This is a genomic window from Martelella sp. HB161492, from assembly GCF_013184775.1.
Classification (GTDB): Bacteria; Pseudomonadota; Alphaproteobacteria; order Rhizobiales; family Rhizobiaceae; genus Martelella.
The window spans coordinates 347,320-361,962 of sequence record NZ_JAATVV010000001.1 but is presented as its reverse complement, the minus strand read 5'-3'; the positions used below and the strand labels follow the sequence as shown (position 1 = coordinate 361,962).

At 61.8% G+C, this 14,643-nt stretch carries 11 protein-coding genes and 1 riboswitch; of the genes, 4 read left to right on the top strand and 7 right to left on the bottom strand.

Annotated features, from left to right (window positions below):
• The first annotated feature begins 32 nt into the window (after positions 1-32).
• From HCK86_RS01670 to ribH, 4 genes are all read left to right on the top strand, one after another.
• Positions 33-839, top strand: a complete 807-nt coding sequence (locus HCK86_RS01670; RefSeq protein WP_176082723.1) for an inositol monophosphatase — start codon at positions 33-35, stop codon at positions 837-839.
• A gap of 106 nt (positions 840-945) precedes the next feature.
• Positions 946-1,091: riboswitch (FMN riboswitch) on the top strand.
• 114 nt (positions 1,092-1,205) lie between these two features.
• A complete protein-coding gene (gene ribD, locus HCK86_RS01665; protein ID WP_246739409.1) occupies positions 1,206-2,246 on the top strand; it encodes a bifunctional diaminohydroxyphosphoribosylaminopyrimidine deaminase/5-amino-6-(5-phosphoribosylamino)uracil reductase RibD in 1,041 nt (346 codons plus the stop codon).
• A gap of 30 nt (positions 2,247-2,276) precedes the next feature.
• A complete protein-coding gene (gene ribB / locus HCK86_RS01660; RefSeq protein ID WP_176082722.1) occupies positions 2,277-3,476 on the top strand; it encodes a 3,4-dihydroxy-2-butanone-4-phosphate synthase in 1,200 nt (399 codons plus the stop codon).
• A gap of 41 nt (positions 3,477-3,517) precedes the next feature.
• On the top strand, positions 3,518-3,958 hold the full coding sequence (gene ribH, locus HCK86_RS01655) for a 6,7-dimethyl-8-ribityllumazine synthase (RefSeq protein ID WP_176082721.1): 441 nt from the start codon (positions 3,518-3,520) through the stop codon (positions 3,956-3,958).
• 7 nt (positions 3,959-3,965) lie between these two features.
• Here ribH and HCK86_RS01650 read toward each other — a convergent pair whose 3' ends face one another.
• The 7 genes from HCK86_RS01650 to HCK86_RS01620 form a co-directional block, all read right to left on the bottom strand.
• The gene (locus tag HCK86_RS01650) at positions 3,966-5,084 is read right to left on the bottom strand and encodes a trifunctional transcriptional activator/DNA repair protein Ada/methylated-DNA--[protein]-cysteine S-methyltransferase (protein WP_176082720.1); all 1,119 of its coding nucleotides are present in this window, start codon (positions 5,082-5,084) and stop codon (positions 3,966-3,968) included.
• Between the two features lie 73 nt (positions 5,085-5,157).
• Positions 5,158-8,478 (bottom strand): error-prone DNA polymerase, encoded by a 3,321-nt coding sequence (locus HCK86_RS01645; RefSeq protein ID WP_176082719.1) that lies wholly within the window; start codon positions 8,476-8,478, stop codon positions 5,158-5,160.
• Between the two features lie 9 nt (positions 8,479-8,487).
• Positions 8,488-9,966: a DNA polymerase Y family protein gene (locus HCK86_RS01640; RefSeq protein WP_176082718.1), complete on the bottom strand. Its 1,479-nt coding sequence runs from the start codon at positions 9,964-9,966 to the stop codon at positions 8,488-8,490.
• Positions 9,866-10,471, bottom strand: coding sequence for a hypothetical protein (locus tag HCK86_RS01635; protein WP_176082717.1), 606 nt, complete (start codon positions 10,469-10,471; stop codon positions 9,866-9,868). The genes HCK86_RS01640 and HCK86_RS01635 overlap by 101 nt, the downstream gene beginning before the upstream one ends.
• 84 nt (positions 10,472-10,555) lie before the next feature.
• Positions 10,556-11,551, bottom strand: a complete 996-nt coding sequence (locus HCK86_RS01630) for a helix-turn-helix domain-containing protein (RefSeq protein ID WP_246739408.1) — start codon at positions 11,549-11,551, stop codon at positions 10,556-10,558.
• A gap of 135 nt (positions 11,552-11,686) precedes the next feature.
• Positions 11,687-13,552, bottom strand: coding sequence for a hypothetical protein (locus HCK86_RS01625; protein WP_176082716.1), 1,866 nt, complete (start codon positions 13,550-13,552; stop codon positions 11,687-11,689).
• A 302-nt stretch (positions 13,553-13,854) separates the two neighbouring features.
• A complete protein-coding gene (locus HCK86_RS01620; RefSeq protein WP_246739434.1) occupies positions 13,855-14,610 on the bottom strand; it encodes an ABC transporter permease subunit in 756 nt (251 codons plus the stop codon).
• Between the last annotated feature and the right edge of the window lie 33 nt (positions 14,611-14,643).

The following is a 14,643-nucleotide window of genomic DNA, read 5'->3' as shown; positions in this document are numbered from 1 at the left end:
GCCAAGAGACAAGCCAAGAGACAAGCATCCGTATGAATGACATTTCAGATCCGCAGGCAGCACGCATCGCCGTCGCCAAGTCCATCATCGTCAAGGCAGGAGCAACCGCGCTTGGCTATTTCGAGCGGTTTCACACGCTCAGTGTTGAGCGAAAGACCTCAGGGCAGGATACGGTGAGCGAAGCTGACCGCAATGTCGAAACCGAAATTCGCACGGCACTTTCGACCGCTTTTCCCGAAGACGGGCTCTGGGGCGAGGAGCATGGCCGGCGCGATGGCGCCTCAGCCTATAGCTGGGTCATCGATCCGATTGATGGCACGGCGGCCTTTCTGCATGGCATGCCAAGCTGGACCGTCGTCATTGCACTGCTGAAGGATGACGAGACGGTGGCGGGCCTGATCTTTGCACCGGCGGAAGGCAAGCTGTTTTTCGCCGAAACCGGCAAGGGCGCATTTTGCAATGATAGCCCGATCCGCATTGATCACGCGACGCCGCTCGATGGCGGGCTGGTGGTGATTGGTCCCGGTGCCCCGCATTTTGCCGCGCATGTCGGTGGTGTCATCACCCGGCTGATGGCGGCAGGCGGCATGTATATGCGTTTCGGCTCGGCGGCGCGGTCTCTCTCCATGGTTGCGTCCGGTAATCTGCTCGGCTTTTATGAGCCCGCGCTCAGTCCGTGGGACTGCCTCGCAGGCCTGTTGCTTGTGCGTGAGGCGGGTGGGGAAACGGAAGGTTTTTCAACGCATGGCGACTGGAGTAAGCGTCAGCCTGTGCTGGCGGTGACACCGGCTGCCGCATCAGCACTGAAAGCGGTGATCGGGCCGCGCGGGGCAGTCTGAACTGACGTTGAAACACAGTGTTCAATCTTCGGTTACGGCTGCGATGCCGCGCGATCTTGCGCCGGCGATGATTTGTGCCTATCTTCCTGCTACCGGTGATGACCGGTGATGTTCTCAGGGCGGGGTGAAATTCCCCACCGGCGGTATTTGCCTTCTGGCATCAGCCCGCGAGCGCCTGCCGTTTCGGCAGGGTCAGCAGATCCGGTGTGAACCCGGAGCCGACGGTTAAAGTCCGGATGGAAGAGAACGACATGACGGAAAACTGCGCCTTGCTGAAATCAGGCGCGGAGGCTGCTCCTTGGAGAAACAGGAGCGGTCGAAACGTCTGTTGATGCCCTGATTGCGTCTTTTGCAAAGGACGAGTTGATGATGGGCAGTGAGAAAGCTTTTCGCCAGGAATCCGGCAGTCTGCCGCAGCAGGTGCTGCTTGACGCTTTTCGTCAGGCGCTTGACCTTGCGTCCGCCTATGCTGGCGCAACCGCGCCCAACCCGCCGGTCGGCTGTGTCCTGCTGGATGATACGGGACGGGTTCTTTCAACCGGCGCCCATGAACGGGCCGGCACCGGCCATGCCGAGGCGCGGGCGCTGGCTGCGGCGCGCGCCAATGGCACATTGTCCGCGGTTCACACCGTCGTCGTCACGCTTGAGCCCTGCAATCATGTCGGGCGCACCCCGGCCTGCAGCATGGCTATTCTTGCGTCCCCCGCGCGTCATGTGCTGGTGGGTGCCGCCGATCCCAATCCGCATGTCGAAGGCGGCGGCATGGCCAGGCTTCGTGCCGAAGGGCTGGAGGTCGGTCTGATTGCCAGCCTTGGCGGTGCTGCGGCAGAGGCTCTGGCAAACGAGGCGGCGCGTCTGATCGCCCCCTTTGCCAAGCACAGCGTGACCGGGCGTCCCTTTGTCACCGTCAAGCAGGCCCTGACGGCTGATGGCAGCATGATCCCGCCTGAAGGGCAGAAGACCTTTACCAGTGCGGCGTCGCTCGATCTTGCCCATCGGCTGCGCCGGCGGGCCGATGCAATCCTCACCGGTTCAGGCACTGTGCTTGCCGATGATCCGGCCTTTACCGTGCGCCGTGTTGCCGATTTCCCTGAAAAGACACGATTTCTGACCATTCTCGATCGCCGTGGCCGCGTTTCGCAGTCCTATCTGGCGGCGGCCCGCGATCGCGGTTTCCAGCTGTTGCCTGCGGCCACGATTGACGAGGCGCTTTTCAGGCTGGGGGCTGCCGGGGTGCTGGAAGTGCTGGTGGAAGCCGGGCCGACATTGACAGAGGCTGTGCTTTCGGCGGGTCTGTGGGATGAGCATGTGGTGATCACCCGGAACGCAGGGACTGGCGCCGATGATGTGCGCATTCAGCGGCGGTCCTCGAATGAATTTTCGGCTGTGACCGAAAGTGCGGCCTGATCGCTGCACCTGATGAAAAGGAAGACGACCATGAACACTGTTGAAACCGCGCTTGCCGCGCTGAAGGCTGGCCGCATGGTGGTGCTTGTCGACGACGAGAACCGTGAGAACGAGGGCGATCTGGTGGTTGCGGCCGAATTTGCCACCACCGAGGCAGTCAATTTCATGGCAACGCACGGACGTGGGCTGATCTGCCTGGCGCTGACGGCGGAAAAGATCGATCAGCTCGGTCTGAAGCCGATGGTGGAAAAGAATGATGCGCCGCATGAAACGGCTTTCACCGTGTCAATCGAGGCACGTCATGGCGTCACCACCGGCATTTCGGCGCGTGAGCGAGCCCTGACAGCCCGCATTGCCGCCGATCCGGCGTCCGGGCCGCAGGAGATCGTCTCACCCGGCCATATGTTTCCGCTGAAAGCAAAGGATGGCGGGGTTCTGGCCCGCAATGGCCATACGGAAGGGGCCGTCGATCTCGCCCGCCTTGCCGGACTGACGCCGGCCGGCGTGATCTGCGAGATCATGCGCGATGATGGCGAGATGGCCCGCCGGCCGGATCTGGTCGCCTTTGCCGAAAAGCATGGCCTGCCCTTGCTGACAATTGCCGAACTTGCCGAATATCGCCAGATCCACGAGATGCTGGTGGAGGAAGTCGCCGATGCAGCGCTGCCGGCCGGGCTTTCGAATACGGAATTCGTCGCCCATGCCTTCCGCGAGACCCTGAGCGGGCAGGAGCATCTGGTGCTGGTCAAGGGGCCGCTTGAGGATGCACCTTTGGTGCGGGTTCATTCGGAATGCCTGACGGGGGATGTGTTCGGGTCACGCCGCTGCGATTGCGGTGAGCAGCTTTCCGCCAGCATGGACCTGATTGGCCAGAATGGCGGAGTACTGATCTATCTGCGCGGGCAGGAAGGGCGCGGCATCGGCCTTGCCAACAAGATCCGCGCCTATCATCTGCAGGAACAGGGGCTTGATACCCATGCCGCCAATCTGGCGCTTGGCCTGCCGGCCGATCAGCGCAGCTACTGGCCGGCCGCCCATATCCTGCGCCATCTCGGCATCAGCCGGGTCAAGCTTTTGACCAATAATCCCGACAAGGCCGACAGCCTCGCCGCTTTCGGCATCGCTGTGGAACGGCGGATGCCGCTGATCATCGCGGCCAATCCGTTCAATGAAGATTACCTTGCCGCCAAGCGGCTGAAATTCGGGCATTTCCTGCCCGCTGCCGAATAAGCCCCATCGCCAGACAATCTGGATAACAAGGAAGAAAAACCATGTCGCACCGTCTTGCCATTGTCATCAGTCACTTCAATGAGCGCGTCACCTCCGGCCTTCTGACCGGGGCTCTGGCCGAGCTTGAAGCGCGCGGCCATGCCGTTTCGAAGGACGATATCTTCAATGCACCCGGCGCATTTGAAATTCCGCTGGTGGCTAAGACGCTCGCGCGCAGCGGCAAATTTGCCGGCGTTGTCTGCATCGGCGCCGTCATCAAGGGCGAAACAGCCCATTTCGAATATATTTCCGATGCCGCGGCCCATGGGCTGATGCAGGCATCGCTGGAAACCGGCGTGCCGCTCTCCTTCGGCATTCTGACGACCTATACCGCTGATCAGGCCTTCCGCCGTTCGGCCGACGATGCCCATAACAAGGGCCGCGAGGCCGCAGCCGCCGTTGTCGAGGCGCTGGATGTTCTGGACAAGGTTGCCGCTGCCTGATTGCGGCTCAGCGGGCGGGCGGGGGCAAAGGCCCGCCGCTCAGCGCCTCTGATGGCTGATGCGATGCTGGAGGCGGCCTGCGATAGTCGCGTTCGATCTCCAGCAGGCGCTGCTTGCGCCACAGCCCGCCACCATAACCGGTCAGCGACCCGTCGGCACCGATGACCCGGTGGCAGGGCACCATGAGGGCGATCTGGTTTGCGCCATTGGCACGGGCGACAGCCCGTGTCGCCGCCGGATTGCCGATCAGCCGGGCAATCTCGGCATAGGAGCGGGTCTCGCCGGCCGGGATCTCGCATAGCGCATCCCAGACCGCGCGGCTGAAGGCGCTGCCCGCCTGGTGAAGCGGCGTCTGAAACCGGGCCATGCGGCCGGCGAAGAAGGCGGCCAGTTCGGTTTCCGCCTGTTCTGTGATGGCGGTGCGGCCAATGCCGAGGCAGCCCCGGCTCGCCTGGCGCAGTTTTTTCAGTTCCGCCGGAAGTGCCTTTCGCTCGGTGAATTCAAGCAGATGCAGATGGGTTTCGCTGGCGACGGCAATCATGTCGCCAAGCGGGGTGGCAATCCAGCTTGCCTTCAGCACGGCCGGGCCGCGCAGCTCTGACGGCAAACAGCCGAGAAGACGGGCAAAAGCCGCCCGGAATGCGCTTGGCGAGCCAAAACCGGCCTCATGCTGGGCGGTGATCATCTTGCCGCCACCGGCCAGCGTCTCGAAACCTTCCCTTAAGCGTCGCTGGCGCGCCATTTCCAGGAATGTCATGCCGTAATGGCGCTTGAACGCCCGGCGGACGGTGGAAAGATCATGGCCGAGCGCTGCGATGCGTGCTTCGCTCCAGCGGATATCCGGACGGGCATCAAGGGCTTCGAGCAGGGCCGCAATTGTCGGGTCCTGACTGGCCGCTGCCTGCAGCGGATGGCACCGCTTGCAGGGGCGGAACCCGGCTTCGATACAGGCGCCGATGGTGGCCTGAAAGCTGCAGTTCTCCCGGCGCGGCTTGCGCGCCGGACAGGTGAGCCGGCAGAAAATGCCGGTGGTTGCGACACAGACATAGGCCTGCCCGTCATAATGCGGGTCGCGGGCCAGAAGCGCCTGATAAAGTGTCTCGTGGTCGGGTAGATCAAACAGCATGCATTGTTGATAGCATTGCGCGATAAGCCGGTCTGTCGGAAATCGGGCGTTGATTTTAAATTCAGGCCTTGCCTCAATGGAAATCCCGGCTTGGAAACAGCTTCTTGGCCTGCTCGCGCGGATGGTGGGCGCGGGGGCCGAGCTTTGGCCGGCGTGGCGCGTCATCACTCTTGGGATCGGTGATGCCGATCGCATCATCCATCGGGTGACCGAGTTCGCTCAAGAGATGCGAACAGTCCTCGATCACCTCGGCAATCACATGCACCACGCTGCCTTCGCGCTGCAGCGGGCCGGTCACTTTCAGCAGCCTGCCGCCCATCACAATGCGGCGGTAGCGTTCATAAACCTTCTTCCAGACAACGATATTGGAAACGCCGGTTTCGTCCTCAAGCGTTAAAAACACCACGCCGGAGGCGGTGCCGGGGCGTTGCCGGGTGATCACCAGACCGGTAACGCTGACCCGGCGTTCAGGCGTTGTTGCAAGGGCGGAATGCAGTGTCAGCCCGTCAATCCGGGGGCGCAGCAGCTCCATTGGATGCGCCTTGAGGCTGAGCCGCAGCGCCACATAATCCTCCACCACCTGCTCGCCGAGGTTCATCGCCGGCAGGATGACATCCGGCTCGCGGATATGTTCGCCGTCAATCGGATCGGCAAACAGCGGCAGCGGCTTCGGCGCACGGATTGCCTTGACCCGCCACAGCGCATCGCGCCGGGAGAGCCCGGCATCGGCAAAGGCATCCGCCTCGGCCAGGCGTTCCAGCACGGCGGGCGCGAGGCCGGCGCGCAGCCACACATCCTCCGGGGTCTGGTAGCCGTTGCCGCGCGCCTGTTCCAGCCATTCGGCATCTTCCTTGCGGAAGCCGCGGATCTGGCGCAGCCCGAGCCGCAGGGCATGGTCGCGGTCACTGCGCCGTTCCAGCGTGCAGTCCCAGGCACTGTGATTGACCGAGACCGGACGCACCTCGACCTGATGCTCGCGGGCATCGCGGATGATCTGGGCCGGAGCGTAGAAACCCATCGGCTGGGCATTGAGCAGCGCACAGGCAAAGGCTGCCGGGTAATGGCATTTGAGCCAGGCCGAGACATAGGTCAGCATGGCGAAGGCGGCGGCATGGCTTTCGGGAAAGCCGTAATCGGCAAAGCCCTCGATCTGGGCAAAGCAGCGGGCGGAAAAATCAGCGTCATAACCGTTGTTGAGCATGCCGGTAATGAACTGTTCCTTGAACCCGCCAATCGTGCCCATGCGGCGGAAGCTGGCAAGCGAGCGGCGCAGCCGGTCGGCATCCTCGGCGGAAAAACCGGCGGCCACCACGGCAATCATCATGGCCTGTTCCTGAAACAGCGGCACGCCGAGGGTTTTCTCCAGCACCGAACGCAAGGCGGTATCCGGATAGCTGACCTTTTCCAGCTTCTGCCGGCGCCTGATATAGGGCTGGACCATGCCGCCCTGGATCGGTCCGGGACGCACGATCGCCACTTCGATCACCAGATCGTAAAAGCTGCGCGGCTTCATGCGCGGCAGAAAATTCATCTGCGCCCGGCTTTCCACCTGAAACACGCCGATGGCATCGGCGGCACAGAGCATGTCATAGGTCGCCTCGTCACCCTGCGGCACCATGTCGATGGTCAGTTCCCGCCCGTAGTGCTGTTCAACAAGATCGAAAGACTTCTTCAGGCAGGTCAGCATGCCAAGGCTCAGCACATCGACCTTCAGGATGCCGAGCGCGTCGATGTCATCCTTGTCCCATTCGATGATGGTCCGGTCTTCCATGGCGGCATTCTCGATCGGACAGAGCTCGTCGAGCCGGCCTCTGGTGATAACGAAGCCACCGACATGCTGCGACAGGTGCCGGGGGAAATCGATGATCTCGCCGATCAGCCTGATGGTCTGGGAAAGCCGGCGGTCGGAAAGATCGAGCCCGATCTCGCGCAGCCGTTCCGGATCTGCCCCCTGATTGGAAATGCCCCAGATCTGGCCGGACAGGCTTGCCGTCACATCATCGCTGAGGCCCATCACCTTGCCGACCTCACGAATGGCCGAGCGTGAGCGGAAATGGATCACCGTGGCACAGAGCCCGGCGCGGTGCCGTCCATATTTCTTGTAGATGTGCTGAATGACCTCCTCACGCCGTTCATGCTCGAAATCGACATCGATATCCGGCGGTTCGCCGCGATGTTTGGAGACAAAGCGCTCGAACACCATGGCGATCATGTCCGGACTGACATCGGTAATGCCGAGCGCATAGCACAGGATCGAATTGGCGGCCGAGCCGCGCCCCTGGCACAAGATGCCGAGCGAGCGGGCATGATCGACAATATCGCGCACGGTCAGGAAATAGGCCGGGAATTTCAGCTCCTCGACCAGCGCCAGCTCCTTTTCTGCCAGGGTCCTGTAGCGTTCGGGAATGCCGCCGGGCGCGCGCCGCTGAAGGCCTTCCCAGCAAAGCCGCGTCAGCCTTTGCATCGGGCTTTCGCCATCGGCAATCTCGTCTGGATATTCATAGGAGAGCTCCGATAATTCGAAGCTCACACGGGCGGCAATTTCCACTGTGCGGCGAATGGCAGCGGGATAGTCGCCGTAAAGGCGGGCCATGTCGGCCGCTCCCTTCAGCCGGCGCTCGGCATTTTGCAGCGCCAGCCGGCCGATTTCGTCGATGGTGATATGGTGGCGCATGCAGGTCAGGACATCGGCGAGCTGCCTGCGGCTGGCGTGGTGCATCAGCACATCGCCGACCGCAACCATCGGCGCTCCTGTCCGGTGAGACAGGGCGGCCAAGCGGGCAAACCAGGCCTGGTCGGAACCATCATAGCGCGGCGCCGCGCCAACAAAGACATGGCCGGGAAAGCGGTTCAGGAGCCGCGCAATGATATCGGTCGTCTGCGGGCCGGTATCGGGCGGCAATGCGATCAGGATCGCGCCTTCTGCCCATGTCATCAGATCCTTGAGAAAAAGTGTGCACTCGCCCTTTTCCGCCCGCTGCTTGCCAAGGCTCAAGAGCCGCGACAGCCGCGCATAGGCCGGGCGGTCCGTCGCCAGCGCCACGAATTCGATCGCGCAATCGGAAAGCACCAGCCGGCAGCCGGTGATCAGCCGTGGCAGGCGCTGGACCGTGACGGGCAGGCCCGGTTGCTTGGAAAGCGGCTGGCGCGAGGAAGGATCCGTGCGATGGGCTGCGCGCAGGGCGATTGTCTGTTCCTGCTGCTTTTCGTCATGCTTGCGGCGGATCTCCTTCAGGGCGGAAAAGGCTCGGACCACACCGGCAAAGGAATTGCGGTCGGTGATCGCAATCGCCTCCAGCCCGAGAGCCGCCGCGCGTGCGATTAATTCTTCCGGATGCGATGCACCGGTCAGAAAGGTGAAATTGGAGGTGACGCAAAGCTCGGCGTAATTCATGGGGCAACCTCACGCAAACTGGCCCTGCACGAACCAGTTGGGCGCCTGGGGCGTGTGAAACATGAAGAGCCGGAACCCCTCTCTGGTTTCCACCCGCCAGTAATCCCTGAGGCCCGAACGCCAGTCGGGATCATCGAACCACCATTCCGGGGCAATGCGTTCCGGTCCTTCGGCGCGGGCCGTGTGAAGGCCGATGCGCCGCCAGGTGAAGCGGGCTGGCGGGTTGCGGCTTTGTGCGGCCTGATCGGAGAGCAGCGGCTCCGGCGTAAAAAGTGTCAGCGGGCGCGGACGCGGGGCGGTCCAGTGGCCCTCCGGTTTCGACCAGGCGGCTGGCGCCATGAAGAAGCTGCGCTCTGGAATATGGCTTTCAGCCGGCTGGAAGCGCCGGATATTGTCAAGTCCGATCCGGGTGCCGAGCCGGGTGACAAGATCGTCCAGCGCTTCGCCTTTGACGGCGCCGCCGGCGCCGATCTGTTCGGCCGGCAGGTCTTCGACGTCAATCGCCTCCAGCCGGGCACGCTCGATCCCGAAACCGGCATCGATCTTGTCCAGCGAACGCTCGAACAACCGGGCAATCCGTGTCGCATCGCGCATTGGCCGGGCAAGGCGCAATTCGGCAATGGCGTCCGACTGGTCAACACGGGAAAGGGTGAGCACCAGCCCGCGCGCGCCGGCCTCGCGGGCCTTCAGCCTGTCGCAAAGCCGCGCCAGCAGCCGCGCCAGCACAGCCGTTACATCCGCCTTGAGGCCAATCGGCTCGGGCAGGTTCATCCTGACACCGTAATGCGGCGGTTCGGCAAGCGGGGAAATGGCCTCGCCGCGTGCCCCGGTCGCCTGATCAAGCCGCTCCAGCAGTTCCATACCAAAGCGGCGGGCAAGGCTGGCACGCGGCAGGGCGGTCAGATCGGCAATGGTGTCGAGACCAAGCCGCTTCAGCGTCGTGACCGTGGCGGGGGCAACCCTGAGTGCGGCAACGGAAAGCCTGCTCAGTGCTGCAGCCGTTTCACCTTCGGCGGCAATGCCGGGGGCAAAGCGGGCAAGCGCTGCCGCCGCCCCTCTGGTATCGGCAAGGCCCAGCCTTGCGCTCAAGCCAGCCCGGGCAAGACGCGCCTTGAGATCACCGAGCATGGCCTCCTCTCCTCCGAAAAGATGGAGCGCACCGGTCATGTCGAGGATCAGTCCGTCATCCCCGTCGAGCCCGGCAAAGGGCGTATAGCGTGTCGCCCAGCGCGCCAGCAGCGCCAGAAAACGGGCGTCGCCATGGCGGTCGGCCGGGTGGGTGACGAGATCGGGGACATAGGCGCGGGCATCGGCGAGCCCCATGCCGCGCTCCAGTCCGAGGGCTGCTGCAGCCTGGTTGAGGCAATGGAGCCGGTCATGATTGCCTTCATGAAGCGTGACCGCGAAGGGACCTTCGATCGGACGTCTTCTGAGGACCCGCTCGCTCGGCAGTCTCGGAAACCATATGGATACGATGCGTCTCTTCATCGAAACGGACAGTCCAGCTTTTATTTGTTCCTGTTTTGTTCTTTATAATGGACCAAAGCTGCAGAGTCGAGTCAGTGGGAGAAAAGAGCGGACGGCAGAGCCAGCGGGTTTCTGCGGCCGGGTTGCCCATGGCTTCGGGAAACAGGCAAAGGCCCGTTGCATGGCCGGCTTCGGCGGCAAGCTGCAACCGGCGGCCGGGGGTGAGCTCAAGCGGTCTGTCGAGTTCCAGCACGACGAGGGCAAGCGCGCCGGAGCGCAGACCTTCCTCGGCAGCGGCCAGGGTCTCCGTCTGGTCTTTCGTACGGGCCAGCAGCAGTTTCTTCGGATCGGCGAAGGCTGAAAGTGCCACGGGGTTGATCATGCCGGGCAGAAATTCGGCTCTGACCCACAGGCAATCGCCACCGCACGCCCCCATCAGGGCGGCGGCGAAAAAGCGGGCGCCCGGCCCGCTCACATCATGGGTGCGGCCGGCGCGGAGCGGAAAAATGGCATCAAGCGCGTTCATGACGACCATTATATCGCAGCATGAATGAGAATGAAAAGGGAACAAAAGCGTGAGCGCACTGCTTCTGTGTGATCCGGCAGGATCTTATTGCTGCGCCAGCCAGACGGTCGGGCTGAGACCGGTGACGCGGGAGAACTCACGGTTGAAATTTGACTTTGTATTGAAGCCGCTGGCCAGCATGGCCGACGTCACGGTCTCTCCGGCCTTCAGGATGGCGCAGGCATGGGTGATGCGGAAGTGGTTGATGTGACGGGAAATATTGTCCCCGGTGACCTTGTTGACCGCTGCGGAAAGCTGTTTGGCCGGAATGCCGAGCCGGCGGGCGAGACGGGAGAGTGTCAGCTCCGGATTGAGAAAGAGCTGTTCCTCTTCGAGCAGCATGTCGAGCCGGGCGACAAGATCGCGGTCGCCATCTTCAGCGACAGGCGCCGGCGCCGCGGGCTCTTTTTCCGTGTCACTGCCAAAGGCATTGGGCGAGAGCGCAAACAGGCCCGCTGCCAGCAGGGCGCCTGAGGTGAAAATGCTGACGATCAGCGGACGGAATGCAGGATCGCCATGGGCAAGGGCAACGGCAATCAGCGTGTCGCTGACCGCCGACAAAATCAGGCTTGCGGCAATGCCGGTCCACAGCCATTGCGGCTGGCGGCCAGCCTCCAGACGCGCAAGCGGAAGGGCATCGCCGCCGGTCTTCAAGGCGACAAGAATCAGCCCGCCATAAAGCAGGAACAGGCCGGGAATGATGGCATCGACCGTTGCGGGGGCAAACAGCACGGCAAACAGGGTGAAAAGGGGGGCGAGCAGGTGCAGGCTGTCACGGGCCGGGTGCAGCGGGGCGATGAAGGAGCGTGTGAAGGCGAGGAAGGCCACGGCCGGGATCAGGCTTGCCGTGACCGGCTGAACCGGCCGGAGAAAAGCGAGACCGTAATATTGGACCAGCGCGACGATCAGGCTCTGCGCTGCAAAGGCAAACAGCATCACCGTGATTGCTGGCGGGCGTTCCCGGCTGATCGCCAGTCTGAGGGCCATAAACCCCACCACCAGCGCTGTCACCAGCGGGATCGGCAGAACCAGCATCGTCATCTCCTGTTGTTTCCCCTCCCGATAATGCAAAAACCGGTTCCGGGCGACCTGAAACCGGATCAAGGACAGAATAAACGGGCAGGCAGGAGCAGGCTGGACCGGTGCCGGTATTCCGGCACCGATTTGCCCTGTCGATCAGAAGCGGCTTGTCGCCGTTGCGTCGTTTTCAGTCATCGGGATCTGCTGCCGCGCGGTCGGTCGTTGTGTGCCCAGACGTTGCGCCGTGTCGGTGAAATGGTTCACCCGTATCAGCCTGGCCGAAGAACCTTCGTCCGTTGCAAAATCGTCCTCCAGAGTGACGTCAACGAGATCAGGACGGCGTGGATTGATCTCGGCAATGGTGACGATGGGCGTCGGCTCCGCGTTCCGGGGGGGTGGCATTTCTCGTTCGCGATTGTTGCGCGGCGGTGCCAAGTCCATCATTTCAATCAGTTCCTCCATGTTGATCGATTCCGTCGATTCTGCGTGCTCCGGCTGTATCGTTATGGGGGCAGGCTGGTCCTGTCTGGGGTTTTCTGGCCGATCCTGCGCCTTGCCAAACGGCTGTGTGTTCACACGTGGGAAAAGCGCTGCAAACCCGCTCGTTTTGCCGGCTCCTCCATTGGCTTGCACGCTTATATCCATTGGCCCGAGGGCCGGATGGTTTTTCCAGACAATTCGCCGCGCCGGGGCGTAGGATAAAAAGCTTGGCATGTTATATCCCTTGTATTGCAGGTACGGAGGGAGAAAAACAAGGCAGCGCGCTGCCGATGCCAAGACGAAGCGCATAGGACCTGCCGCGTTGACCACCGCGCCGCCGCCGGAGATCGCCGTACCGGCCACTTGCCCTGAAATACCTCCTGCCAGGGTCGCGCCCATCCAGAGCCCCAATGCCTTATAGGCATCGTGATTCGTTGAGCCATCCTCGTTCATCAGCGGCCATTCGGAGACAGAACCCCTTTCCGCCCCGCAGCTCGGAACCACAGACGCCAAAACAGAACAGACGTCGGTTAAGACGGAGGACGACGATGTCATGTTGCTTGCGGAAATATATGGGATCGATGCATCAATGCGTCCAAGCCATTCGCGCCGAAAATGCGGATTTTCAACATGATCCTTGAAATTCTCCCAATCCCCTAATTTCAGCCCCTTGGTTCGCAGCTCCATGCCAAAACCGAACTGGTCGACGCCAAGCATAGAGACTTGTACGGGACCGCCCCATTGGACTTTGTCATCGGGGCCATTGCCGCCCAGCGGGCTGCAACATTTAGCGCCGATGCCGGCTTCGTCATGCAAATAGACGACGAGATGAATCCGTCGTCCGTCATCGTCTTCTGTTACGGCGTGATGCTTGGTCACCATCACTTGCATCTGAATGGCGTATTTCGCCCACATGTTCGCTTCGAACTTATCGTTGAGAAACTTCGGTGCAACGCCGGTTGGGAAAATATTCGGCAAGGCGCCCAGCTGGACAATAACGATATTGTGTCCGTTCTCTATGTAGCGCATGGCGTCCCCGAGTTTTTCATACATGCATGCGAGCAGTGGCGTGATAAGTGACTTCAGCTTTTCAACGTCACCTGCCGCAGCCGGTTCAGTGTGCGGATTGTCAGACTGTGCTGGCTGAACGGCCGTCGCCGATTCAATGGTGTCGGCTTGTTGCCGCTGAGATGACGTGATCGTCGTTGCATCGAGTGGTTGCTGAGGGCGCTGTCGGCTCCGATGAACGCTGGCAAATGTGGTCATCTCTGGTGCCCGTGCTCCAAAGCTTGTGCCTCGGCCGTAAGGGCTGATTTCGCTGGCTGTCCGGATACTGTCGGAATGGGCTGGCCGAACGATAGGCGCCGGTTCAATGGCATCGGCTTGTTGCCGGTGCAAGGAGGCGAGCGTCACCAAATTGAGTGGTTGCTGAGGACGGCGCTCGCTCTGATGAACGTCGGCAAATGTGGTCATCTCCTGCGCAAATGTTCCGTAGCTGGAACTGCGATTGCTTGTACTGGCTGTATTCTGGGTAATGGTCATGCAAAGCTTCCCCTTGTCCGGCGCGCCTGATCAGCGGCAGGTTTTCTCAAAACGCAGTCACTCGCATTGAGTGTCTGCCGTTCATCTTTGTTAAGATATTGAAAATAAAGTTATTTTTTGAGTGGGCGGACCCGCTCCAGTCTTGTGGCATAATGTGTTCGCAGCACCACACGATCGGCTGGCATCGGCCAATGTGTCAGGCTTCGGGGCATTACAAGGGGTATTACATTGTGCCTGTGGAATAGCAGATTTGCTTTTTCCTATAGCTGACGGAATTGGCGGCGATGGCATCGCCGGGCTTTTCAGCGTCGGACCGGTATTTTTTTCTCAAAATGGCGGAAAATTGCCACGAGAATGCCGGTGAGGCAGAAGTACAGAAAGGCAAGGAACAGAAGCGGCTCATAGGTGAGATAAGTCGATTGCCGGATCTGCCCGACCACCGAATAGAGATCGATGACGGTAATGGTCGCAACAAGCGGGGTTGATTTCAGCTGCACCACGGTTTCCCCGGCAAGGGTCGGCAAGGCGCGCTGGATTGCGCGCGGCAGCCAGATCCGCCAGAGCATGGTAAACCGGCTCATGCCGTAGGCGCGGGCGGCTTCCAGCTCGCCATGCGGTACGCCTTTCAGGGCGCCGCGCATCACCTCGCCCTCATAGCCGGCGTAAGAAAGCGTCAGCGCCAGCAGCCCGTAGGGCCATGCCTCGCGCAGATAGGGCCAGAGGAAAGAGTGGCGGATGCCGGGAATACCGGGAAACAGCGAGCCAAGACCGTAATAGAGCAGCCATAGCTGCAAGAGCAGCGGCGTGCCGCGGATCAGCGTGCAGAAGATCTGCGCCGGCCAGGCCAGGAAGCGCGGTCCCGTGACCTGAACGAGGCCGAGGGGAACGGCCAGAATAAAGCCGAAAATGGTGGAGAAGATCAGCAGCAGCACCGTCACCCACAGGCCTTTCAGCAGCAGGCCGGCATATTGCGGCAGCCAGTCCCAGCGCATTTCAACCGCCATCAGCACCAGAAGAGCGAGCGCGATCAGCATCAGGACAATGCGGTGCGGGCGCATCAGCGCGGCTAGCCGCGGAAAGGGCGGTGGCGT

What these genes read in the sequence shown, in the direction of transcription:
- HCK86_RS01640 (WP_176082718.1), bottom strand. Translation starts at nt 9,966, where the DNA reads ATGAAGAGACGCATCGTATCCATATGGTTTCCGAGACTGCCGAGCGAG.
- HCK86_RS01625 (WP_176082716.1), bottom strand. Translation starts at nt 13,552, where the DNA reads ATGACCATTACCCAGAATACAGCCAGTACAAGCAATCGCAGTTCCAGC.
- ribD (WP_246739409.1), top strand. Translation starts at nt 1,206, where the DNA reads ATGATGGGCAGTGAGAAAGCTTTTCGCCAGGAATCCGGCAGTCTGCCG.
- HCK86_RS01630 (WP_246739408.1), bottom strand. Translation starts at nt 11,551, where the DNA reads ATGACGATGCTGGTTCTGCCGATCCCGCTGGTGACAGCGCTGGTGGTG.
- HCK86_RS01620 (WP_246739434.1), bottom strand. Translation starts at nt 14,610, where the DNA reads ATGCGCCCGCACCGCATTGTCCTGATGCTGATCGCGCTCGCTCTTCTG.
- HCK86_RS01650 (WP_176082720.1), bottom strand. Translation starts at nt 5,084, where the DNA reads ATGCTGTTTGATCTACCCGACCACGAGACACTTTATCAGGCGCTTCTG.
- HCK86_RS01670 (WP_176082723.1), top strand. Translation starts at nt 33, where the DNA reads ATGAATGACATTTCAGATCCGCAGGCAGCACGCATCGCCGTCGCCAAG.
- HCK86_RS01635 (WP_176082717.1), bottom strand. Translation starts at nt 10,471, where the DNA reads ATGAACGCGCTTGATGCCATTTTTCCGCTCCGCGCCGGCCGCACCCAT.
- HCK86_RS01645 (WP_176082719.1), bottom strand. Translation starts at nt 8,478, where the DNA reads ATGAATTACGCCGAGCTTTGCGTCACCTCCAATTTCACCTTTCTGACC.
- ribB (WP_176082722.1), top strand. Translation starts at nt 2,277, where the DNA reads ATGAACACTGTTGAAACCGCGCTTGCCGCGCTGAAGGCTGGCCGCATG.
- ribH (WP_176082721.1), top strand. Translation starts at nt 3,518, where the DNA reads ATGTCGCACCGTCTTGCCATTGTCATCAGTCACTTCAATGAGCGCGTC.